The following is a 214-nucleotide window of genomic DNA, read 5'->3' on the forward strand; positions in this document are numbered from 1 at the left end:
CACGGTGCGCGGCATCGTCATCGGCGACATGGGCGTGGCGGCGGACGGCAGCGAGAAGTCGGGCTATATGCCGGGCATGGAACTGCGCGCCAAGTACACGCTGTTTTCCGAGGGTGCGCGCGGGCACCTGGGCAAGCGCCTGATCCAGCGCTTCGACCTGGCTGCGGGCAAGGACCCACAGCACTACGCCATCGGTCTGAAGGAGCTGTGGGAC

At 67.3% G+C, this 214-nt stretch carries 1 protein-coding gene; it reads left to right on the forward strand.

Going from position 1 to position 214, the window contains the following annotated elements:
• Positions 1 to 214: NAD(P)/FAD-dependent oxidoreductase (locus tag ACW4DH_RS19050; RefSeq protein WP_459637972.1), on the forward strand; the 214-nt coding region annotated here is incomplete at both ends.

It is taken from the genome of Halomonas sp. WWR20 (assembly GCF_054602495.1).